Below are 16,346 nucleotides of genomic sequence, written 5' to 3'. Positions count from 1 at the left end.
GGCGATGGTGATTTTAGGTTTGAGTTTCATACAGGTAAACCCTAATTAAATATTTTGTAGTTACTCAACAATTCTTCTCCAATATACCATATTCTGTTAATATAAAGTTTAGATGCGTTCGCCCTGATGCTGCGTGCTGTATTTTGATTGCAGCAGTTTAAGTGCTACAGCCGATCGCCTGTTGTAGGCAAGACTACATTATTGTACACATTTAACTCATATTGCATACTGTATATAAAAAATTAGTTAAATGATTAATAATACAAGAGCGATCGCATCATTAAATTTCCCAGAATAGGAGAATGTAACATGACAGTTAGGCTAGCACTTTCAGTCAACGGTTCGCGCCTCAACAGCAGCATTGCCCAACTCGCCCAAATCGGCAAACTGCCGGGAGGAGGCGTCAGTCGGGTAGCTTTTACCAAAGAAGATTTGCTGGCGCGCAAACTTGTTGAGTCTTGGATGCGAGAAGCAGGGATGACAGTTCGGATTGACGCGGCTGGAAATACAATTGGCAGATATCCCGGATTGCGCGAAGGTGCCGCACTAGCAACCGGTTCTCACATTGATACTGTTCCTACGGGGGGCCATTTCGACGGAGTTTTGGGAGTTTTGGCAGGAATTGAAGTTGTGCGGGTGTTGCGAGAAAACGGCCTGCGCTTGGAACACGCCATTGAGACGATCGTATTTACCGACGAAGAAAGCACCGTTATCGGCTGCAAAGCCATGGCGGGAAATACAGTCAACAACCCCGAATATTACCGTCGCAGCGATGGCACTTCCATCCAAACTTGTTTAGCACAAATTGGCGGAGATTGGTCGAAAATTGCGGAGGCAAAACGCCATCCCAAAGAAATAGCAGCATTTGTGGAACTGCACGTCGAACAAGGAGGTGTTTTGGAAAGTACGGGCGACTGTATAGGAGTAGTCAAAGGAATTGTCGGACAGTACCGCCTGGGAGTGAGAGTAACGGGCAGCCCCAATCATGCTGGATCGACGCCTATGCACGCTAGAAAGGATGCGCTAGTAGCGGCTTCCCAAATGGTACTAGCAGTCAACAAACTGGCAGTAGAAACACCGGGAGAACAAGTCGCAACGGTAGGTTACTTAACTGTGTGGCCGAATGCTACGAATACTGTGCCGGGAAAAGTCGAGTTTAAAATCGACTTGCGCGATTTGTCTGAATCTAATTTGGAACAGTTGTTAGCTAAAATGAAATTGGAGTTTCAAGCAATAGCCTCTGCCACCCAAACCGAAATCGAAATAAGTCAATTGCTGCACGTACAGCCAACACTAGCAGCACCAAAGATTCAGAATGCAATTGTAGAAGTTTGTCAAGAATTAGGGTTTAGTTACAGGCATTTAATCAGCCGGGCCGGACACGACGCCCAAGAAATCGGACGCTTTACCGATATGGGGATGATTTTCGTGGCTTCTCGGGGCGGCATCAGCCATGCAGAAGATGAGTATACTTCGCCAGAACAGTGTACTCAGGGGGCGAATGCGCTGCTGCAAACCTTCCTAAAGCTCGATCGGCTGTATGCAGAGGGCGATCGATTCATGGAGTTGTAAGGCATCATTAAAACGTGATAATAAGTGACTGCTGAGCATCTAAAAAATACGCCAATATTATCCGTTTCGAGATTTCAAGAAGGGTTAGCGATTGCCTCAAGGGCGATCGCCTTTGAGCAGCCGATGCCCTAATAGTTAAGCGGGGTGCGATCCTGCAACGAGTGCTTCGCTAACGTAGTTGTGATCCACACTACATATATTGTGTCTGCGTACATCCTGTTAGTTAAAAATTTTCCTGATAAGTTACCGAAAGAATAGTAATCTAGACAATAGTCTCGGCTAAATAATTTTTTGTTATGAAATTAAATCGGTCTGGTATTTCTAAATGGTTGACAATCCTATTTGCTAGTATTTTAATCACTTTCGCCTTGCCTTTGCTGGCTAGGGAGATTCAACTGCCGGGGAGTCGGTGGGTAGAAGTACGGCAAGTTAGGGGAAGCGTAACATATCAAGGCAGACCAGCAAAAGTGGGCGATCGCCTGACAGCAGCCGGCCAACAAATCTCCACAGGCAAACAATCTAGCGCGGTTTTAGCCGTAGACTCTGGCATCGCTACGATTAATGTAGCAGAATTAAGCACCGTCCAAGTTAAAGGTCTGTCCGTTGCTGTCGGCGGAGGTAAAGTTACCCTGCTGTCAGTCCCCGCAGGATTGGCAAGAGTTTCGGCCCGACGCTTGACTAACGCCAATTCGCGCCTAGAAATTAACAGCCCAGCCGGAGTTGTGGGCGTCAGGGGGACTGAATTCTCCGTGGGTGTTGGCCCAGAGGGAAAAGCCGCCACTGCCTTATTTGAGGGGAAGGTTGACGCTAGCGCTCAAGGGCAAACTGTGAAGATAGAAAAGGGCTATGCTTCCGTCACTTTTCCCGGCAATCCTCCCAGTCCACCCCAGGCATTCAAAGAAAATCTGAACTATGAATTGATCAGTTTATCAGCCATCAGTCCAGGCAAAGTTCGATGCGTTTGTACTGTCGATCCGCTGAATTTAGTGTATTTAAACGGCCAACCCTTAAAGATGGATCGAACAGGTAAAATCGACGAGGTAGTGCCGAGGCCAGCTAACTCTGACTACTGGCTAGTTGTTCGCAGTCCGGTAGGAAATGAGGTATCTTATGAACTCGGTGAAAGTTTAATTAAGAAATAGGCAATGACTAAATTAATAATGCCTCGTTTGCGAGTTTTTTTTTTCCGCACCCAATCCTTAATACCGGGAGTTGTTGCCGCTATTATTTCCTTGGGTGCATTGCATTTGGATGCCTGGAAACCGCTGGAACAACTGAGTTCTAACAGCCTGTTTCAACTTCGCGAAAGTGGAATTTTACCCAAACCTATTTGGGATAAACGAGTGGTAGTCATTGCCATAGACGAAGCAAGTTTAACGAAGTTGGGGAGATTTCCATTTTCGCGCGATCGCTACACTCAATTATTACAAGCCCTTTCCCCTGCTAAACCCGCAGTCGTTGGTTTCGACATTATTTTTGCCGAATCCAGTCCCCAAGATGACCAACTTGCAGACGCGATGAGTGCAACAGGTAATGTAGTGTTAGCTAAGGCTTGGGATGACCGAGGAAAACCGCTACCAATTGTACCAACTTTAGAAGCCGCCGCCGCCGATCGAGGTCATATTTTCCATAAGTCAGACACAGATGGGATCGGTCGTCAAGCCACACTGTGGTTGCGAGATATTCCATCCTTGGGAATTGCCATGCTTCACGTTTACAACGCCGACAAGCAACCGCAATCTGGAGGGCTAGAAAAGTTTTTATCACCGCCTAATAACGGCAGTCTAGAATTTTACAGTGCAGGGATAAATTGGCCTGGAAAAACGCAATTTCTACCGACTTATTCGTTTGCTGATGTTCTGGAAGGTAAAATTACCAAAGATGCTTTTAAAGACAAATTGGTATTAGTAGGTACGACGGCAACAGGTTTAGATCCCTTGCGGACTCCTCTAAATCAAATTTCACCCACCAGTGGGATTTACCTTCATGCCGCAGTTATTGATAACTTGCTAAATAACCGATTGCTGCAACATTTACCTGGCTGGACAATTTGGCTGATATTACTTTTAGTTGGGCCAATTACTAGCGGGATATTATCGAAATCTGGGCCCAGGGGACGAATTGCGATCGCCATCCTTCTCCCCCTAATTTGGTATGCAGTTTCTTTCTTATTATTCACGTTTAATTCTCTACTAATGCCCATCGCTGCACCGATTGGTACGATCGTCTTAGCTGGAATTGGACTGCAACTGCGGGAACAGCAAGAAAAACAACAATTAATGAGTTTGTTTGAAAAATACATGGCAAAAGAAACTGCTGAACTAATTTGGCAGCGCAAAGACGAAATATTTAAGAATGGCGAAATGCAACCGCAAGAAATGGTCGCCACCGTTTTATTTATGGATATTCGAGGGTTTACTAGCATTTCCGAGCAACTATCTCCGAGTGAATTGATGCCTTGGCTGAATCAATATTTAAATGCCATGAGTGAGTGTATTATGAATCGCGACGGCGTGATCGATAAATATATTGGAGATGCAATTATGGCAATATTTGGCATTCCTTTTCCTCATACCAAACCAGAAGAAATTAAGCAAGACGCCGAAAATTGTATCGCCGCTTGTTTGGATATGTCAGAACGATTGAAACAATTAAATCAACAATTTGAAAGGGAAGGCAAGCCAAAAATTGAATTTGGCGTAGGCATTCATACAGGGTCGATTATTGCTGGAACTATCGGCGGCGGGAATCGATTAAATTTTTCGGTTTTAGGAGATACTGTGAATATTGCCGCCAGGTTAGAACCAATGAATAAAGATATTAAAGAAGACAATCCTTATCGGGTATTAATAACAGGAGAAACCTGGGATTTGGTGAGCGATAGCTACGAAGCAAAACCCGTTAAAAGTATTCAATTAAGAGGCAGAAAACAAGAAACAACTATTTGTGCGATCGTTGGCAAAAAATGAAGGCGATTTTCGTGGCTTCTCGGGGTGGCATCAGCCATGCAGAGATGAGTATACTTCGCCAGCAGAGTGTACTCAGGGGGCGAATGCGCTGCTGCAAACCTGCTGCTAAGGGCGATCGACTGTATGCTGTGTATGCTGCTAAGGGCGATCGATAATCTACTTCTCAAGTCATGTATGGTGCGTGACTGTGAATCAATTTGTACGGTAGTAGAAAGCCTCAGCAGTCACGCACCGCAATCTTATATGATAGCAGAGTTTTATCACCTAAAGTGGTATTAGTCTAGGACTATCGAGTTACCATATAAAAGATACAAGCCATCGTGGATATCAACCAACAAAAAGAACAATTTAGTAACACTTACCTGCAAGCCATCGCCAGCGTTGCAGGCTATTCTCTTTACAAACCATTTGTAGATGATGATAGCGTAGACTGGGGAATAGCCGCCAAAGGAGGGACAGGTAGCATCCGATCACCGCGCTTAGAATTGCAGTTAAAATCGACATCAAGAGATGTTCGAGAAAATAACTCGATTCGCTACCCTCTCAAACTCAAAAACTACGATGACTTGAGAATAGATGACTTCGCCGTACCCAGAATTTTAGTTGTCGTTTTAATCCCCGAAACAATAGAAGACTGGTTAACGCAGTCGGAAACAGAAACCTGCATGAAGGAATGCGGATATTGGATATCCCTGCGGGGAATGCCAGAAACACAAAACACCACCGCTGTCACAGTCACTATACCCAGAACCAATCAATTTACAGTCGTCGCCCTTCAGTCAATTATGGAGGGGATTAGCCAAGGAGTTCAACCATGAAAGTCACATTTCCAGATAGCGAAACCCTCCAAACAGTCAACCTAAATCAAGTTAGAAATTACCTGCAAATTCACGGATGGAATGAAGACCAACCTTTCTTAGAAAATGCCATGCTTTGGCACAAATCAGTCGCCGGAGAGGAATTTGAAATATTACTCCCCAACCAACAAAATCTCGGAGATTATGCTGCCCGAATCCGGGAGACGATCGCAATACTAGAGTCCGTAGAAAGTCGATCGCAAAGTGAAATTTTAGCAGACTTAATTACCGGGATTCCCAATACAACAATTCAGGGAGTTGTGATGCAAATCCACACTCCTAACGCTGACAAATTAAGTGGTGAGATTACCTTATTAGGTGTGATTGCTGACAAATTACAGAAAATCAAAACCGAACTTGCAGACAAAGATTATATCCTCGCCATCAAAGCGTATCAAGAACGCTTGCCTTTTCTATGTACGGGTGATTTAATCAAAGAGAATCAAGTATTTATTCTGAAAAATTCACGCAACTTTATCCTAGATGACCAATCGGAATGATTTAACCGCAGAGAACACAGAGGACACAGAGAGAGAATAGAGAGATTTATGTTAAGATAGCGGTTTTTTGCATCCAGGACTGATTATCATGCTTTTGTTCGACCATGCCCACTACTTTATGCCCTATGACAATATCCTGAAAAATCTTACTTGCCAAAACTCTAGCCAAATTAACAGGTACGGCATTACCGACCATTTTGTAGCCGTCAGCAATCTGCTTGTACTTAAAAACAAAGTCATCCGGGAAAGTCTGAACTCGCGCACACTCTCGCACAGAAAGCCGACGGTAAGGCTGAGGCGAATTCGGATCGAAAATGCGCTTGTCTATGCCAACTAAAATCATTTTATTAGCTTGAGGATGCAGAGGCGCGTGTCTGCCGCTGGCCTGAATTGTAAAAGAAGGTTCACCCCAACTTCTAACTCGATTCCGCGACATATAAATGCTGGAAAATCCCAAATCTGCACATTCGTGATTCGCGACAGAATCGTGATAATTATCTAATTTACCCTTAACTAGCATTGGCGCGATCGCCTGCAAGTCAAAAATCGCATCTTGCAGTGTCAAAACCTCGGTTCCAGGTTCGGGAAACTCAAAACCAAAACCCATATCCTGACGATAACCGATCGCAATCACCCTTTGCCTATCTTGCGGTACACCAAAATTTTTAGCATTCACCAACTTGAACGAAACCCGATACCCAAGTTCCTCAAACTGCGATAATATATAAGTGAAAGCTTCCTGATTTCTAGGAGCTAAGATACCGCTAACATTCTCAGCTAAGAAAAACAAAGGCTGCTTGTCTCGGACAATTCTGATATACTCCCAGAAAAGTTGACCCCGACTGTCATCAATCCCGCGTTTCGCGCCCGCCGCACTCCAACTTTGACAAGGAGGCCCGCCAATAATCCCAACACAGTCAGGAATTTCATCAGAATTAATTTTTCTGATATCTCTGCGATCTAAAATAGTGTCAGAATGGTTAAATTGATAGGTATCCCAAATCGATTTATCATATTCATTCGCCCAAACCGGATTAAACCCAGCCAAACGAAAACCCAAATCTAACCCACCGCAACCCGCAAACAGAGAAATAATATTCATATTTATCAACATTTACTTTCTTTCCTTCTTCTTTCTTCCTTCGCGCCCTTTGCGCCTTCGCGGTTCGTAAAATGAAACCTCAATGAATGCAAACTCCATCCTCCAATCTTACCAACACTTCGGCGTCCACCTCGGCCTCGAAAGAATTCACCAACTCCTCGAAAAACTCGACAACCCCCACAAACAAGTACCCATTATCCACGTTGCCGGTACAAATGGCAAAGGTTCCGTTTGCGCTTATCTCTCATCCGTACTCACAGCAGCAGGCTATCGAGTCGGGCGCTACACATCCCCGCACTTAATCGATTGGACAGAAAGAATTTGCATTAACCAAAAACCAATTTCTACAATAGCATTGCAACAGTGTCTCGAACAAGTTGTCAGGGCTGCGGAAGGTAATACCGAAACTCCGACTCAATTTGAAATCATCACCGCCGCAGCTTGGCTGTATTTCGCCGAACAAAAAGCAGATATCGCGGTGATTGAAACAGGATTGGGCGGTAGATTGGATGCGACTAATGTTTGCGAAACTCCGCTTGTGAGTGCGATTACTTCTATCAGTCTCGAACACTGGCAAATCCTCGGCCCGACTGTCGCTGATATTGCTGGAGAAAAAGCGGGAATTATTAAATCAAAGTGTCCGGTAGTTGTTGGAGAATTGCCGGAATCTGCTAGATTAGTAGTAGAAAAACGCATTCAAGAATTAGACTGTCCGGTAGTTTGGGTAAAACCTGCGCTAGATTTAAAAGACGGATTTGTAGAATATTATCTAAGTCCAGAAATCGGCGTTAATTCGAGTTTATCTGCGGTTACAATAAGATATAAATTGCCATTGTTGGGAAAAGTTCAATTAATGAATTCGGCGATCGCACTTGCAACCATCCAAATTCTGCAAAACCGAGGATGGCAAATCTCCGAAAGTGCGATCGCCAACGGAATCGCCCAAACCCAATGGCCGGGAAGACTTCAGCAGACAACTTGGAAAAACCGCAACATCCTGATTGACGGCGCGCACAACCCCGCTGCTGCGATCGCCCTGCGCGAATACGCAGACAATCTTACCACTTCCCCGTCACCGATTAACTGGGTAATCGGCATTCTGGCGACGAAAGACTGCGATGATATTTTACAAGCATTACTCAAAAAGGGCGATCGGCTTTACCTAGTACCCGTACCCGATCAAAACTCAGCATCCCCCACAGAATTAGCCGCCATTGCTGAAAATATCTGCCCTGAATTAGCGGTTTGTCAAGCTTTTCCCGACTTAATCGCAGCCTTAGATGCGGCTGTTACCGACGAAAACCTCACAATCCTGTGCGGTTCACTTTATCTCGTCGGCTATTTTCTGCAACAACAATCTCAAACTTAAAGGCATCAGGATTGTGTTTCTTCCTCGGTAAAAATCGGAGGCCACAATTCCGAAACGGGCAATTCCCAACCGGGAAAAAGCTCTGGTACTGTTAAAATATCGCCATTTGCTAAAATCGTCGGTTCATCAGTCGATCGATAAGATGTAATTAAAAAACTGGACAAGCTATCGGCTAATTTAGATAATGTATCGACAGATGTGGATAAGCTATCGAGAGATTCCGAGAAGTTTAACGATCGCTTTTCTAACTACGAGCAAGGAACCGAGTGGGTAGTGCAACTTGCTTTCACTTTAATTGCGAGTGCTACTATTACAGTGATAATCACTTCGGTGCTGCGGAAATAATTGAAAAATGGGCGATCGCACTTCGGTTTACTCGTTATCAGACAGAGTCTGGTAATGTAGATCTAGAGACTCTGCCTCAAATGTTAGGAATGGGTTCCCAAGCAGAGGCCGAGAATTTATCAAAAGCAACCGGATTTTTTATTCCTGCTGCCGGCGACAGCGAAGGATGATCGCAGAAACCCGGTTTCTGAATCTCCCTGCCTCCGGGGCTATTAGAGTGAATTTACCAAAATTTTTGGCTGTTTAAACACTGGAAATCCGTCAGGAGTTTTTACAATTTTTCCCTGTCGATCTCGTTCGACTTCCTGAAATACGTAATTGCCTGCTGCGTCTCGCATCAAACAAGGTTGTCCGCCAGCGATATCGTAAGCCGGAGGAGAGAATAAAACCATGTTTTGATTTTCGGCAATTTGTCCATTTTCATCGCGCAAAATCGGACAAGTAACCAATTTATCTTCCCCATCAATCACCCAAGAATTAGTAGCTGGATCGAGCAACAATTCCGGGTAAATAGGTTGACCATTAGATGACTTCAGCAATTCACCATTATCATCAACTAAGGGTATCAAAAAGATAGGTTTTCCTTGGGAATCGCGCAGGAGTTCGTTAGTTTCGGGATGGCGCAGCGGAATTGCTCTCGGTGTAGGCAATTCCACATCAGGAAATTCGGGATGGGGCGGGTGTAAACTCGGTAATTTAGCATCAGTAGAAATGTCATGATGGCGAGTATATTGCACTGCTGCTTTGGTAAATCCAGCCCGCTGCAAAATTGCTTGAATTCCAGTTTGGTCGGCAGCAATTAATAAATCTATATCGCTAACTTTCATAGTTTTAGCGTGGTCGATCGCACTTTTAGCTAGCATTAGAATTGCTTCTGATTTCCGATGTTCTGGTTGAACGTACATTCCCAAAACTGAACCGACGCGGCGAGATTGAAAGGGATTTTCAATGTCGTGTTGCTGAATCAAATATTCGGGAAGACTAGCGGGCGGGGCTTCGTCATAATAATAGATAAATAGACAGCCGATGATGCTGTCACTGTGTTCTGATAACCAACAGAAACAAAGGGGTTTTTCGATTTGGTTGGTGACGTATTTTTCAAAGTCAAAGTTAGGTTTGACCAGCATTGAGGGGTCGATCGCTTCGCGTTCAGCAGCGAATGCTTGCCAGAGGGGGGCGATCGCCTTTGCGTCGGTTGCGGTGGCTAGACGGTAGCTGTAAGAGGCGATCGGGGCGATAGATATAGTTGTGGCTGTCATCGGTTTTTGGGGGGTGAATTTGCTGCGAAGGTGAAAGACTTCTATTGTGTATTGCGATTTTGCGCGGGATTTTTACGCAAAAGGCGAGTTTTTGTAATAAAAGTTAATATATGGGACTTACAATAGGGGTCTAGAAACCTTGTTTTTTACCAAAATACCCTAAAAATATCTGCGTTTATCTGTGTTGCATCTGTCTGACATCTGCGGTTTTTGGAGCGAAGAATTATGCGATGTTTGATAACAATAGTTCCATAAATATAGTATAATCTAATTATGGATTAGAGGAAACCACAGATGACCAGTACATCAAATACAGAACCAACATTGGCGGATGTAATCGAAAAACTAGACCAGCTATCGACTAATGTAGACCAGCTATCAACTGATGTAGGCCAGCTATCTAGTCGTGTGGATAGGTTATCGAATGATTCCGAGAAGTTCAACGATCGCTTTTCTAATTACCAGCAAGCAACTCAGTGGGTGGTGCAACTTGCTTTTACTTTAATTGCGAGTGCGACTCTTACGATAATTATTAGTTCGGTGTTGCGGAAGTAATTGAAAAACAGGCGATCGCGTGGATCGATAAACCGGGTTTTTTCCTCAATATTTCGGTAGGATGCAAAAGTTATCGCAAAAACCCGGTTTCTGGGAGAAGGGCGACACAATGGGATAAAGAAATCGAGTTTCGATTCTTCCGTACTTAATGTGGTAATTTATCTAAAATTAATAACATAACTTTTTACATAGCAAGGATTTTCGGTTTTACCTTGATTAATTTAAATCTATTTTTTCCTTGGATTTATACATAGCTTGGGTTTTAACTAATTAAACTAATAGTTTGGCACACTAAGTACGGAATACCCGAATCAGAGATTACAAAAATATCAAATCTTCAGCACCTATGAGTGTCGAATTTAATTGCAATATTTGAGCGATCGCCACTTGCGAATCTCTCAGTTTAATTGTAGTATTATTGCCGTTTTGCACTATTTCTAAATTTGCAAAACTCATACTAGGGACAAGGGATATCGTATCTTTACCATCTTCAAAATCGGCAATTGTTTGCAAACCGCTACCCGCTTTGAAAATAAATAAATCGCTGCCACCGCCACCAACCAGCAGATTCGCGCCCAAATCTCCACTCAAAACATCATTACCGCTACCACCAATCAAAGTATCGTTTTCTTCACCTCCATAAATAGTATCCTCTCCTGCACAACCATCGATTAAATCGCCATATTCATCTCCCCTCAAATAATCGTCATCTTCACCACCGCATAAAGTATCATTTCCTGAATTACCTAAAATTGTATCGTTGCCTTTACTGCCGACAATTAAATCGCTTTCTTTGCCTCCTAACAAGGAATCATTGCCTTTACCACCATCAATAAAATCCGATAATTGACAGCCATTTATTGTATCATTTTCTTCTCTGCCGTTAATTAAATCTTCTCCCCAATTTCCCAAGAGCGAGTTTTGACGCGAATTGCCTAAAATGAGATCGTTATTTTTAGTACCGATCGCGCGATCGTTTTCAGGAGTAGGTAGAATTAAATGATAAGTGCGATCGGACATCAAAGATTTGAGATCCGGCAAAATTAGAGTATTGCAAATACATTCTGTTTCGGGAATAGGCGAAATAAAGCTATTATTTTCATCTCGATTTGCTTGAGTTTGTACGAGAATTCGAGTTGTTTCAGAAGTGATGATTGGCGTGGGAGTGGGAATAGGTGAGGGAGTGGGAATAGGTGAGGGAGTTGGTGTTATTGTAGGAGTGGGAATTCGTGATGGAGTGGGAATTCGTGATGGAGTGGGAATTCGTGATGGAGTGGGAATTCGTGATGGAGTTGGTGTTGTTGCGGGAGTGGGAATTGGTGCAGGAGTAGGAATTGGTGATGCAGTTGGTGTTGTTGCAGGAGTGGGAATTGGTGATGGAGTTGGTGTTAGAATATTAATAAGTTCGGGTATGGAATTTGCGATCGGGAGTATATTTGCGATCGCCTGCGGGGAAGTTGCAACTTCGAGAAATTCCTGGATTAGCTGCGGGGAAGTTGAGATAGTTGAAAAGTCGATCGAGTCGATTGGAATTGGTAGGGGACTTGTCGCCGTACCCGTCCCTCCCAGCGTCCGATTCGGAGTGGGAATTAGATTCGGATTCGGAGTTGGTATCGGCACTAGATCGTCATTAATAATTGTATAAATAGCATCAGTTATCGTGCCCAATTTGGCATTTCCACTCGCATCGCTCAATTTAAGATTTAAAGTTTCATCATTTTCCACAACTCTATCGCCGACAATGGGAATTTCTACAACTTTGTCCGCCGTATCGCCACCATCAAAAGTAACAGTAATTGGAAAAACATTCAGATAATCCGTGCCCGATCGAGCACTGCCAAGATTATTCACTAAATCCACAGACGCTGTAACTTTCCCGCTACTTCCTCCCGCGCGCTTCACCTTAGCAACAACAGTTTTGACTTCTCCACTATTGCCTTCAGGATTGCTGTAAGTTGCTGATGTAAATTCTAAAATACTTGGAACTGTACCATTATCATCATCATTGGTAATGGTATAAATAGCAGCAGTTGTTGTTCCCAATTTGGCATTTCCACTCGCATCGCTCAATTTAAGATTCAAAGTTTCATTATTCTCTACAACCGTATCGCCAACAATCGGAATTTCTACAAGTTTGTCCGCAGTATCGCCACTTTCAAAAGTAACAGTAATTGGAAAAACATTCAGATAATCTACGTCCGATCGAGCGCTACCGAGATTATTCGCTAAATCCACAGATGCCGTAACTTTCCCGCTACTTCCTCCCGCGCGCTTCACCTTAGCAACAACTGTTTTGACTTCTCCACTATTGCCTTCAGGATTGCTGTAATTTGCCAATGTAAATTCTAAAATACTTGGAACTGTACTGTTATCATCATCGTTGGTAATGGTATAAATAGCAGCAGTTGTTGTTCCCAATTTGGCATTTCCAATCGGATCGGTCAATTTAAGATTTAAAGTTTCATCATTCTCCACAACCTTATCGCCCACGATCGGAATTTCTACAACTTTATCCGCAGTATCTCCACCATCAAAAGTAACAGTAATTGGAAAAACATTCAAATAATCCGCGTCCGATCGAGCGCTACCGAGATTATTCGCTAAATCCACAGATGCCGTAACTTTCCCGCTACTTCCTCCCGCGCGCTTCACCTTAGCAACAACAGTTTTTACCTCACCACTATTGCCTTCAGGATTGCTGTAAGTTGCTGATGTAAATTCTAAAATACTTGGAACTGTACTGTTGTTAAGATCGTCATTGATGATCGTATAAGTAGCAGCAGTTGTAGTTCCCAATTGAGCATAACCGCTTGCCGAACTTAACTGAAGATTTAAGGTTTCATCAGGCTCGTTAACAGTATTGCCTACGATTGGAATTTCTACAAGTTTGTCCACAGTATCGCCATCATTAAAAGTAACAGTAATTGGAAAAACATTCAGATAATCTGTACCTGATTCAGCACTGCCAACATTATTTGATAAACCTACAGACACAGCAACTTTCCCGATACTTCCGCCAGTGCGTTTGACTGTAGCAACAGCAGTTTTGACATTACTGGTATTTCCTTCAGGATTGCTGTAACTTGCAGAGGTAAATTCAAGAATGCTCGGTTGATTGAGTAAAATAGAAACATTATTAGATGTATTGTTAGCCGCAGCTAAGTCTGGAAAGCCATCTCCATTAAAATCTCTGGCGGCGACGGAAATAGGATTTATCCCAACATTAAATTTAGTTGGAATAGTGTTAAATCCGCCCGTACCATCGCCCAATAAAATTGAAACACTGCTGGGATTTGTTGCATCATTAGTATTGTGGTCTGCTACGGCTATGTCGAGATAGGAATCAGCATTAAAATCCGCTACAGCAACAGAAAGAGGATTTCTACCCGCATCTAATTTGAGAGGCGGACTAAAACCGCCCGTACCGTTTCCTAGCAAAACGAAAACATTACCTGATAAACCAAGTGGAGGGATACCTGAATCTGCTACGACTAAATCTGGTTTATTGTCTCGATTCAAATCTGCTGTAGTAACAAAATACGCCAACAAGCCGGTACTATAATTATTAGCTTTTGTAAAGTTGCCATTCCCATTTCCCAAGAAAATGGAAACTTGACCGATCGGGCTATTATTTGTCACAGCCAAGTCAAGCCGAGAATCGCCATTAAAATCTGCCACTGCAACAGCAGTAGCAACACCAGAATAACCAAATAGCGATACCTCTGATACTCGAACAGTTGTGTTTGGGCTGAATTTTCCGGCACCATTACCCAATAAAATTGAAACGTCATTTGACCATAAATTAGCAACAGCTAAATCCTGTTTGCCATCATTGTTAAAATCTCCGGTTGCGATCGAATGCGATCTGCTTGCTGAAGGAGTAGGTAGTGTAATAACAGAGTTAAAGTTACCCGCACCTGTTGCTAATAAAACTGATGCTGATGCCCCTGGAGATAAGTAATTTGCTACGGCTAAATCTGGCAAAGTATCTGAGTTAAAGTTGCCAACAGCAATGGAAAAAGGACTGCCTCCTGCTGACAAGGGAGAGGTAGGGGATTCGGTAAAGATTCCCGCGCCATTTCCTAAGAGAATCGAGACGTTATTGCTAGCTTGGTTTGCTGATATAGCTAAGTCTAGTTTTGAGTCGCTGTCAAAGTCGGCAACAGCGATCGATCGAGGACTGAATTGTGTTTTAAAGTTAGTGGCTGGTGAGAAATTAATGCTATTTGGCATAGTAGATTTTTTCCGGTAATTTCGATCTAATTATTTTCACAAGACAGACTTATTTTCTGATATTTTGACACGAACAGTAGATTTTTGCAATATTAGGAACTTGCTCGATCGAACTCACAGGTAAGTTCGATCGAACTGAGATCTTGCACCTGTGGCAGAAACCGAGTTTCTAGCAAAAACTTTACATAAAAACCGACATTTTTCGTCAGAAATCGGGCTTCTGGTTTGGTTATTGAGAATGCTGCAAGATGTCAGATCGAATCGTCCCTAGCAGTTGGGTGCAATGGTTGTTAGCGTGAATTTGCGAAAATTTTCGGTTGTTTAAACACGGGAAATCCGTCAGGAGTTTTCACTATTCTTCCCTGTGTGTCCCGTTCGATATCCTGAAATACATAATTGCCGGCATCGTCTCGCATCAAACAAGGTTTGCCGTTAGCGATATCGTAAGCAGGAGGATAAAATAAAACCATGTTTTGATTTTCGGCAATTTGTCCGTTTTCATTGCGGACGATCGGGCAAGTAACTAATTTATCCTTCGCATCAATCACCCAAGAATTAGTAGCCGGATCGAGCAACAATTCCGGATAAATAGGTTGACCGCTAGATGACTTCAGCAATTCACCATTATCATCAACTAAGGGCATCAAGAAAACAGGTTCTCCTTGGGAATCGCGCAGGAGTTCGTTAGTTTGCGGGTGGCGCAGCGCAATTGCTCTCGGTGCAGGCAATTCGACATCGGGTAATTCGGGATGGGGCGGGTGCAAACTCGGTAATTCAGCATCAGTGGGAATGTCATGATGGCGAGTATATTGCACGGCGGCTTTGGTAAATCCAGCCCGCTGCAACATAGCTTGAATGCCCGTTTGGTCGGCAGCAATTAATAAATCTATATCGCTAACTTTCATGGTTTTGGCATGGTCGATCGCACTTTTGGCTAGCATTAGAATTGCTTCGGATTTCCGATGTTCTGGCTGAACGTACATTCCCAAAACGGAACCGACGCGGCGGGATTGAAAGGGATTTTCAATCTGGTGTTGCTGAATCAAATATTCGGGGAGATTTGCGGGCGGTGCTTCGTCGTAATAGTAGATAAATAAACAGCCGATAATGCTGTCACTGTGTTCTGATAACCAACAGAAAGAAAGGGGCTTTTCGATTTGGTTGGTGACGTATTTTTCAAAATCAAAGTTAGGTTTGACCAGCATTGAGGGGTCGATCGCTTCGCGTTCAGTGGCGAATGCTTGCCAGAGGGGGGCGATCGCCTTTGCGTCTGCTGCGGTGGCTAGACGGTAGCTGTAAGGGGCGCTGGGGGCGATCGGTATAGTTGTGGCTGTCATCGGTTTTTGGGGGGTGAATTTGCTCCGAAGGTGAAAGTCTTCTATTGTGTATTGGGATTTTGCGGGGGATTTTTACGCAAAATCGGAGTTTTTGTAATAAAAGTTAATACATGGGACTTCAAGCAGGGCGAACGCATCTAAACTTTATATTAACAGAATATGGTATATTGGAGAAGAATTGTTGAGTAACTACAAAATATTTAATTAGGGTTTACCTGTATGAAACTCAAACCTAAAATCACCATCGC

At 43.4% G+C, this 16,346-nt stretch carries 14 protein-coding genes; 9 read left to right on the top strand and 5 right to left on the bottom strand.

The annotated features are described in order from the left end of the window. The first annotated feature begins 309 nt into the window (after nucleotides 1–309). From QZ918_RS30795 to QZ918_RS30770, 6 genes are all read left to right on the top strand, one after another. Nucleotides 310–1,572 carry a Zn-dependent hydrolase gene (locus QZ918_RS30795; protein WP_293151915.1) on the top strand — a complete coding sequence of 421 codons (1,263 nt, stop codon included), beginning with the start codon at nucleotides 310–312 and terminating at the stop codon, nucleotides 1,570–1,572. Between the two features lie 296 nt (nucleotides 1,573–1,868). Continuing rightward, on the top strand, nucleotides 1,869–2,714 hold the full coding sequence (locus tag QZ918_RS30790; RefSeq protein ID WP_293342341.1) for a FecR family protein: 846 nt from the start codon (nucleotides 1,869–1,871) through the stop codon (nucleotides 2,712–2,714). Nucleotides 2,715–2,717: 3 nt separating this feature from the next. Next, entirely contained in the window at nucleotides 2,718–4,541 is a 1,824-nt protein-coding gene (locus tag QZ918_RS30785) for a CHASE2 domain-containing protein (RefSeq protein ID WP_293342338.1), read from the top strand. Next, nucleotides 4,538–4,696 carry a hypothetical protein gene (locus tag QZ918_RS30780; protein WP_293151907.1) on the top strand — a complete coding sequence of 53 codons (159 nt, stop codon included), beginning with the start codon at nucleotides 4,538–4,540 and terminating at the stop codon, nucleotides 4,694–4,696. Before QZ918_RS30785 ends, QZ918_RS30780 begins: the two co-directional genes overlap by 4 nt. Nucleotides 4,697–4,861: 165 nt before the next feature. Continuing rightward, nucleotides 4,862–5,359 (top strand): DUF4365 domain-containing protein, encoded by a 498-nt coding sequence (locus tag QZ918_RS30775; protein WP_293342335.1) that lies wholly within the window; start codon nucleotides 4,862–4,864, stop codon nucleotides 5,357–5,359. Then, nucleotides 5,356–5,898, top strand: a complete 543-nt coding sequence (locus QZ918_RS30770) for a hypothetical protein (RefSeq protein WP_293342332.1) — start codon at nucleotides 5,356–5,358, stop codon at nucleotides 5,896–5,898. Before QZ918_RS30775 ends, QZ918_RS30770 begins: the two co-directional genes overlap by 4 nt. Nucleotides 5,899–5,944: 46 nt before the next feature. Here the strand turns inward: QZ918_RS30770 and QZ918_RS30765 are convergent, their stop codons facing one another. After that, a complete protein-coding gene (locus QZ918_RS30765; RefSeq protein ID WP_293342329.1) occupies nucleotides 5,945–7,000 on the bottom strand; it encodes a DNA cytosine methyltransferase in 1,056 nt (351 codons plus the stop codon). A gap of 82 nt (nucleotides 7,001–7,082) precedes the next feature. Between QZ918_RS30765 and QZ918_RS30760 the strand changes: the two genes are divergently transcribed. Then, on the top strand, nucleotides 7,083–8,369 hold the full coding sequence (locus QZ918_RS30760) for a bifunctional folylpolyglutamate synthase/dihydrofolate synthase (RefSeq protein WP_293342326.1): 1,287 nt from the start codon (nucleotides 7,083–7,085) through the stop codon (nucleotides 8,367–8,369). Nucleotides 8,370–8,374: 5 nt separating this feature from the next. Here the strand turns inward: QZ918_RS30760 and QZ918_RS30755 are convergent, their stop codons facing one another. Then, the gene (locus QZ918_RS30755) at nucleotides 8,375–8,533 is read right to left on the bottom strand and encodes a hypothetical protein (RefSeq protein WP_367275472.1); all 159 of its coding nucleotides are present in this window, start codon (nucleotides 8,531–8,533) and stop codon (nucleotides 8,375–8,377) included. Nucleotides 8,534–8,567: 34 nt separating this feature from the next. Between QZ918_RS30755 and QZ918_RS33355 the strand changes: the two genes are divergently transcribed. After that, nucleotides 8,568–8,714: a ssr2422 family thylakoid membrane protein gene (locus QZ918_RS33355; RefSeq protein WP_524538487.1), complete on the top strand. Its 147-nt coding sequence runs from the start codon at nucleotides 8,568–8,570 to the stop codon at nucleotides 8,712–8,714. Between the two features lie 212 nt (nucleotides 8,715–8,926). Here the strand turns inward: QZ918_RS33355 and QZ918_RS30745 are convergent, their stop codons facing one another. Next, nucleotides 8,927–9,973 carry a GNAT family N-acetyltransferase gene (locus QZ918_RS30745; protein WP_293342321.1) on the bottom strand — a complete coding sequence of 349 codons (1,047 nt, stop codon included), beginning with the start codon at nucleotides 9,971–9,973 and terminating at the stop codon, nucleotides 8,927–8,929. 294 nt (nucleotides 9,974–10,267) lie between these two features. Here QZ918_RS30745 and QZ918_RS30740 point away from each other — a divergent pair, with 294 nt between their 5' ends. Next, the gene (locus tag QZ918_RS30740) at nucleotides 10,268–10,528 is read left to right on the top strand and encodes a ssr2422 family thylakoid membrane protein (protein WP_293342318.1); all 261 of its coding nucleotides are present in this window, start codon (nucleotides 10,268–10,270) and stop codon (nucleotides 10,526–10,528) included. A 318-nt stretch (nucleotides 10,529–10,846) separates the two neighbouring features. Here the strand turns inward: QZ918_RS30740 and QZ918_RS30735 are convergent, their stop codons facing one another. Together QZ918_RS30735 and QZ918_RS30730 are read right to left on the bottom strand one after the other, a co-directional pair. Next, nucleotides 10,847–14,761 (bottom strand): FG-GAP-like repeat-containing protein, encoded by a 3,915-nt coding sequence (locus QZ918_RS30735; protein WP_293342315.1) that lies wholly within the window; start codon nucleotides 14,759–14,761, stop codon nucleotides 10,847–10,849. 290 nt (nucleotides 14,762–15,051) lie between these two features. Then, entirely contained in the window at nucleotides 15,052–16,098 is a 1,047-nt protein-coding gene (locus tag QZ918_RS30730) for a GNAT family N-acetyltransferase (protein ID WP_293342312.1), read from the bottom strand. Nucleotides 16,099–16,346: the final 248 nt, after the last annotated feature.

It is taken from the genome of Microcoleus sp. CAWBG58 (assembly GCF_020883045.1).
Lineage (GTDB): Bacteria > Cyanobacteriota > Cyanobacteriia > Cyanobacteriales > Microcoleaceae > Microcoleus.
Note: the sequence above shows the minus strand (reverse complement) of the source record. Positions and strands in the feature narration are given on the sequence as shown.

Coding starts and splice junctions, on each gene's coding strand:
- QZ918_RS30770 (WP_293342332.1), top strand. CDS start 5,356: ATGAAAGTCACATTTCCAGATAGCGAAACCCTCCAAACAGTCAACCTA.
- QZ918_RS30735 (WP_293342315.1), bottom strand. CDS start 14,761: ATGCCAAATAGCATTAATTTCTCACCAGCCACTAACTTTAAAACACAA.
- QZ918_RS30780 (WP_293151907.1), top strand. CDS start 4,538: ATGAAGGCGATTTTCGTGGCTTCTCGGGGTGGCATCAGCCATGCAGAG.
- QZ918_RS30740 (WP_293342318.1), top strand. CDS start 10,268: ATGACCAGTACATCAAATACAGAACCAACATTGGCGGATGTAATCGAA.
- QZ918_RS30765 (WP_293342329.1), bottom strand. CDS start 7,000: ATGAATATTATTTCTCTGTTTGCGGGTTGCGGTGGGTTAGATTTGGGT.
- QZ918_RS30790 (WP_293342341.1), top strand. CDS start 1,869: ATGAAATTAAATCGGTCTGGTATTTCTAAATGGTTGACAATCCTATTT.
- QZ918_RS30785 (WP_293342338.1), top strand. CDS start 2,718: ATGACTAAATTAATAATGCCTCGTTTGCGAGTTTTTTTTTTCCGCACC.
- QZ918_RS30745 (WP_293342321.1), bottom strand. CDS start 9,973: ATGACAGCCACAACTATATCTATCGCCCCGATCGCCTCTTACAGCTAC.
- QZ918_RS30760 (WP_293342326.1), top strand. CDS start 7,083: ATGAATGCAAACTCCATCCTCCAATCTTACCAACACTTCGGCGTCCAC.
- QZ918_RS30795 (WP_293151915.1), top strand. CDS start 310: ATGACAGTTAGGCTAGCACTTTCAGTCAACGGTTCGCGCCTCAACAGC.
- QZ918_RS30730 (WP_293342312.1), bottom strand. CDS start 16,098: ATGACAGCCACAACTATACCGATCGCCCCCAGCGCCCCTTACAGCTAC.